Origin of the sequence: uncultured Methylobacterium sp., from assembly GCF_964251405.1 — a bacterium.
In the GTDB taxonomy this organism is placed as follows: Bacteria; Pseudomonadota; Alphaproteobacteria; order Rhizobiales; family Beijerinckiaceae; genus Methylobacterium.
The window spans coordinates 1-5,609 of record NZ_CAXUJR010000040.1 but is presented as its reverse complement, the minus strand read 5'-3'; the positions used below and the strand labels follow the sequence as shown (position 1 = coordinate 5,609).

Sequence of the window (5,609 nt, the reverse complement as noted above, 5' to 3'; positions counted from 1 at the left end):
GCGCCGCAGGCGAGCCCGGAACCCAGAGCCGCCGACTTCGCCAGGCTGAAGAACGATCCGAGCGTCTGGGTTCCGGGCTCTGCTTCGCAGCCCCGGAATGACGAAGGGGATCGGAATGACGCGAAAACCGGAGCCATTCTCCTGAGCCCGAAAAGCTCTCATATCCGGTCGACCTTCCCGCGAGGAGGAGGGCCGCGAACCGCTCCCACCCCCTGGCGCCGATCGCCGGCAAACCGTAAACCTGCCTCCATCCTCGCAAGCGTCCGGAACAACCTGTCGTGACGATCGATCTCTACAGCGATACCCAGACGCGGCCGACGCCCGGGATGCGTGAGGCCATGGCCCGCGCGGTGGTCGGCGACGAGCAGTCGAACGATGATCCCACAACCCTCGCACTCTGCGCGCGCGTCGCCGATCTGCTCGGCCAGGAAGCCGGAGTGTTCATGCCGTCGGGCACGATGTGCAACCTCGCCTCGATCCTGGTCCATACCCGGGCCGGGGACGAGATCATCGTCGACGACCAATCGCACATCTACAATACCGAGGCTGCGGGGTCGGCGGCCATCGGCGGGGTCTCGGTGGCGCCTCTGCGCACGCCCGCCGGCATCTTCAGCGTCGAGGCCTTTGCGGCGGCGATCCGGCCTCCGGCCCGGACGGCGCCGCGCTCGGCCCTGGTCTCCATCGAGCAGACCACGAGCTTCAGCGGCGGCTCCGTCTGGGCGCTCGACGACATGCGCCGCATCCGCGACATCGCCCACGAGCGCGGCCTCAAGGCGCATATCGATGGTGCCCGCCTGCTCAACGCCGTCGTCGCCACCGGCATCACGGCGGCCGATTACGCGGACGGATTCGACAGCGTCTGGATCGATCTCAGCAAGGGGCTGGGTTGCCCGGTCGGCGCGGTCCTGTGCGGCACGGGGGAGTTCGTCGTCGAGGCCTGGCGCTGGAAGTACCGGCTCGGCGGCGCCATGCGCCAGTCCGGCGTGCTGGCCGCCGCGGGGCTCTACGCCCTCGATCATCATGTCGAGCAATTGAGGATCGACAACAGCCATATCCGGCTCCTGCACGGGGTCATCGCCGACGCACCGGGCCTCGGCTTCGATCCGACCGCGGGCCAGTCGAACATCCTGTGCTTTTCGGTGACGGGATTGGGCGTCACGGCGCCCGAATTCGCACGGGGCTGCCTTGCCCACGACGTCCGGGTGCGGGCCATCGGCAACCATCAGATCCGCGTGACCACCCATATCGATGTGACGCGCTCTCAGGTCGAACGGGCAGCCGAGGTCATCCGTGCCGAGGCGGTCCGCCTATCCGGGCGGGAGACCGCATCGCGATGAACGAGCGGGCCGAAATCGTCGTCATAGGGCTCGGCGCGATGGGCAGCGCCACGCTGTACCAGCTCGCCAAACGCGGGATCAGCGTCGTCGGCCTCGATCGTTTCGCCCCGCCCCACACCAACGGGTCGAGCCACGGCGAGAGCCGCATCACCCGCCAGGCCGTCGGCGAGGGCCGCGACTACATCCCCTTCGTCCTCGCCTCGCACAGGATCTGGCGCGAGCTGGAAGCCGAGACCGGCGAGGATCTGCTCAACGCCTGCGGCGTCCTCGTCATGGCGCCTGCCGGAGGTGCGTCGCATCACGGCAAGCCGGATTTCGTCGCGGGCTCGATCGCCGGTGCGCAGGCCTTCGGCATTCTCCACGAGGTTCTCGACGGAGCCGAGGTGGGCGCGCGCTTCCCTCAGTTCCTCGGGCTCGAGGGCGACGAGAAGGCCTATTACGAGCCCGGCGGCGGCTATGTCCGGCCGGAGCGGTGCATCGCCGCCCAACTCCGGCGTGCAGCCGAACTCGGCGCCGAGATCCGCACCGGGACCGAGGTTCTGGCGATCGCACAGGATGGCGACGGCGTCGTCGTCACGACCTCGCAAGGCACCCTGCGGGCCGCCCAGGCGGTGGTCTCGGCCGGGGCCTGGACCGCTCCGCTGCTCGGACAGCCCTTCGAGCGCCTGCTCACGGTGAACCGCCAGCTCCTGCACTGGTACGCGCTCGACGACATAACGGCCTATGGGCCCGACGCGCCGGTCTTCATCTGGATGCACGGGGCCGGCGACGTCGATTACCTCTACGGCTTCCCGCCGATGCCGGGAGATCCGAGGCTCAAGGTCGCCACCGAGCAATACGACACCTACACCACCGCCGACGCCCTGGCCCGCGTGGTCACTCCCGAGGAATCCGCGGCGATGTATCGCCGCCACGTGGAGGGCCGGATGGCCGGCGCCACGGCGCAGGTGGCCCAGGCCGCCGCCTGCCTCTACACCGTCACTCCCGATCGCGGCTTCATCATCGACCGGCATCCGGACCACGACAGGGTGCTGGTCGTCTCCGCCTGCTCGGGCCACGGCTTCAAGCATTCGGCCGGGATCGGCGAGGCCGTCGCCGAGGTGATGGCGACGGGGAAAAGCCCGATCGACCTGGCGCCGTTCGCCCTGGCTCGCTTTCTCTGAACCCGGCGCCGGGAGCCCGATCAGGTTTCCGCCTCGCCCTCCGTTTCGGTCAGCCCCTCCTGCAGCGTCCTGATGATGGTCCGCATCTCCGGGATCATCGCGATCGCCTTGGCGATGCGGTGGGCCTCGTCGCGGGTCATCGCGGCCGGTCCGGCGAAACCCTCCGGGTCGTCGGCGAAATAGGTCCACGCGATGGGATCGCCGGCCGAATCCTCGACGCGGAAAGCTCCGGTCGTCTCGTTGACGATCCAGGGGGTGGGGAAGCTGCGGGCCGTCATGGTCTCACCTCCGGCTTGCGTCGCTCGATCATATTCCCTCGATCTGGGCGAGGAGGGAATCGGACAAAGTAGGTCCTTCCCTCACCGCGCGCTCGCGCAGGGCGAAGCGGCGCGCCGGCCTGATCCTCGATCGAACGGGCGAGCCACCCGAATCGCTCCTGCGCATCGGCAGCGAAAGCGCTGGCATCGAGGGCGAGCAGCCCCGGTCGCGGGCGCCGCGTCGAGACCACGGCGTCGCCGACGACCTTACCCGCCTTGACCTGCTCGCCATAAGCGATGAGGCGCATGAGGCCGTGGGTCTTGAGGCCATCGGCCTAGGCCCCGACGAGGGCATGGGCGACGCTCGCGGCGGCGACCGGCAGGGTGCCGCATCGCATCAACGTCTCGGCGGCGAGGGTCCGGGCGGCATCGAGACCGAGGATCGGCATGGCTCACCCTTGTTGATGCGTCACCCTGTAGGCCTGCACGCGCATCGATCCAACGGACCCGAACCGTCTCCCGCCAGGACGTCATGGGTGGTTGCGGGAAGCGCCGGAAACAAAGGCGCTGCGTCCGTTGTTGACGGACCGATCACGTGTCGCCGCGTCGGTCGGACCATGCCGAGACAATGGTCGCACCGGCGGGCGATGGGGCAGGCACGGTCGCGGATCGACCCTGTCCCGACGTGACAGACGCTCAGACGGCCCGCTGCGACCCTGGAGCCTTCATCCCGCCGGTTGTCGCGATCGACGGTGCCCATCCGGGTTCGAGAATGAGGTGGCATGCGGCCACGGTCGAACGACCAAGCAAATCAGGACGATGCGATGACGGATTTCCCGAAGCCACCCTTCGACGGCCAGCGCCAGCTGACTCCGCCGGGCCGCGACGCCGATATGGACCCGCGCCCTGATTACGGCGAGGCGCATTATCGCGGGTCGAACCGCCTCGCGGGACGCAGGGCGATCATCACCGGTGCCGATAGCGGGATCGGCCGGGCCGTGGCGCTGGCCTTCGCCCGCGAAGGTGCCGACGTGCTGGTGAGCTATCTCGACGAGCATGACGATGCGGGGGAAACCTGCCGCCTCGTGGAGGCGGCCGGCCGCAAGGCCCTCCCGGTCCCAGGCGACATCTCGCAGGCGGAGCACTGCCGCGCCATCGTCGAGAAAGCGGTCTCGGCTTTCGGAGGCGTCGACATCCTCGTCAACAACGCCGCCCACCAGAGGACCTTCGCGGCTCCCGAGGAGATCAGCGACGAGGAATGGGAGGCGACCTTCGCCATCAACATCCACGCGATGTTCTACCTCGTGAAGGCGGCGCTGCCGCACATGAAGCCCGGCAGCGCGATCATCAACACCACCTCGGTCAACGCCGACAACCCGAGCCCCCAGCTGCTCGCCTATGCCACCACCAAGGGCGCGATCCAGAACTTCACGGGCGGCCTCGCGCAGATGCTCGCCGAACGCGAGATCCGCGTGAATTGCGTGGCGCCGGGTCCGATCTGGACGCCGCTGATCCCCTCGACGATGCCGATGGAGCAGGTGCGCACCTTCGGTTCGCAGGTGCCGATGAAGCGGCCGGGGCAGCCCTGCGAACTCGCGCCCGTCTACGTCATGCTGGCGAGCGCGGAGGCGAGCTACGTCTCCGGCGCGACCGTCGCGGTGACCGGCGGCAAGCCGATCATCTGAAGTCGACCATTCTCACATCCCAGGAGGAGCCATGACCACCAAGCCACCCCCCGTCCCACCGGGCAACGTCTCCCACAAGGGTCCCGGCAGCGCGCCCGACGTCCCGCTCTCGACCGGCCCGAAGGGTCAGAGCCAGACCAAGGACCCCGACAAGATCGGGCAAGCCGGGAACAGCAAGATCAACACGACCAACCAAGGCTATCAGCAGGATCGATGATGAGTACCTCGAAGAAGACCCCCGCGGCCGATCGCCATCACGGTGGGCCGGGAAGCAGCCACCAGGACGCCTCGAAGCCCGAAGCCGAGACGGCCGCCGGCCCGTCGCCCGGGAGCCCGACCAACGGGCCTAGATCCGGGGTGTCGGGCGGCGGCGGCGAGCGCGACAGCCATCACACTCACGACGCCGCCGGGAAGGCCTCGCCACGCTCGCATTGAGCGCGTGCTCCTCCTGATGAACGGAACAGCTTAACGGCTGAAGGCGACTGCAAGGCACCAGCCTTCGGCTCCAAACAGAATGGAGACTGCAATGGCCAAGGCAGACAAGCACAACATGGGAGCGGGATCCCAGGGCAAAGGTTCCGGGAGCGGGGCGATGACCGACTTGCCGGACGGGATCCTGGAAGAGAACATGGTCCTGAGCAACCGCGATAAATCCCGGCATTCCGACGAGCGCGGTCTCGACAGCAAGACGGTTCAAACCGAGCAGTATCACGACCACGCCGCGAACCGCGAGATCGAGCCCGAGTAGTCGGTCTCGTTAATAGTTCACCGAAAGCTGTCCATCGGATCGGATGCGGGGGCGATACGTGGGGCCGTATTGGGCCGCCGCACGGCATTTGTACTAGGGGAGACCCTTTCGATTTCGCAGTTCTCCCGAGTACTGCGGGAGGTGTCGATGATCCGGCTTGGCCGGTCACCAACTCTCGACGCTTCCGCGAAGGCATCGATAGCAAAGCCACAGTATAAATACGTTAATTTTTGACATACATTAACATTGAACAATCGCTACGTCGGTTGATTGACGGTTCGTCAGAGCCGTTGGCTCGACGGAGAGATGGGCCGCGCTGGATCGCGCCCGATCAGATTTCCCATTTTCGGAGAGCAGGATCGATCATGTATTATCATGACAAGCGTCTGCAATATCCTGTCAGGGTCGATAGCCCCGAC

Annotated in this window: 6 protein-coding genes and 1 pseudogene; 6 read left to right on the top strand and 1 reads right to left on the bottom strand. The window is 67.2% G+C overall.

The features are described 5' to 3' along the window. Positions 1-278 precede the first annotated feature (278 nt). Together ACFE7U_RS09505 and solA are read left to right on the top strand one after the other, a co-directional pair. Positions 279-1,337, top strand: a complete 1,059-nt coding sequence (locus tag ACFE7U_RS09505; RefSeq protein WP_375409476.1) for a threonine aldolase family protein — start codon at positions 279-281, stop codon at positions 1,335-1,337. Further along, complete coding sequence (gene solA / locus ACFE7U_RS09500; RefSeq protein ID WP_375409475.1) at positions 1,334-2,500, top strand: N-methyl-L-tryptophan oxidase; 1,167 nt, start codon at positions 1,334-1,336, stop codon at positions 2,498-2,500. Before ACFE7U_RS09505 ends, solA begins: the two co-directional genes overlap by 4 nt. Positions 2,501-2,520: 20 nt before the next feature. Here solA and ACFE7U_RS09495 read toward each other — a convergent pair whose 3' ends face one another. Continuing rightward, positions 2,521-2,778, bottom strand: a complete 258-nt coding sequence (locus tag ACFE7U_RS09495) for a hypothetical protein (protein ID WP_375409474.1) — start codon at positions 2,776-2,778, stop codon at positions 2,521-2,523. Between the two features lie 803 nt (positions 2,779-3,581). Between ACFE7U_RS09495 and ACFE7U_RS09490 the strand changes: the two genes are divergently transcribed. From ACFE7U_RS09490 to ACFE7U_RS09475, 4 genes and pseudogenes are all read left to right on the top strand, one after another. Continuing rightward, positions 3,582-4,442, top strand: a complete 861-nt coding sequence (locus tag ACFE7U_RS09490; RefSeq protein WP_375409473.1) for an SDR family oxidoreductase — start codon at positions 3,582-3,584, stop codon at positions 4,440-4,442. A gap of 31 nt (positions 4,443-4,473) precedes the next feature. Further along, positions 4,474-4,659 (top strand): hypothetical protein, encoded by a 186-nt coding sequence (locus ACFE7U_RS09485; protein ID WP_375409472.1) that lies wholly within the window; start codon positions 4,474-4,476, stop codon positions 4,657-4,659. Beyond that, positions 4,659-4,877, top strand: a complete 219-nt coding sequence (locus ACFE7U_RS09480; protein WP_375409492.1) for a hypothetical protein — start codon at positions 4,659-4,661, stop codon at positions 4,875-4,877. The genes ACFE7U_RS09485 and ACFE7U_RS09480 overlap by 1 nt, the downstream gene beginning before the upstream one ends. A 91-nt stretch (positions 4,878-4,968) precedes the next feature. Continuing rightward, positions 4,969-5,175: pseudogene (locus ACFE7U_RS09475) on the top strand (hypothetical protein); the annotation flags it as partial. Positions 5,176-5,609 lie beyond the last annotated feature (434 nt).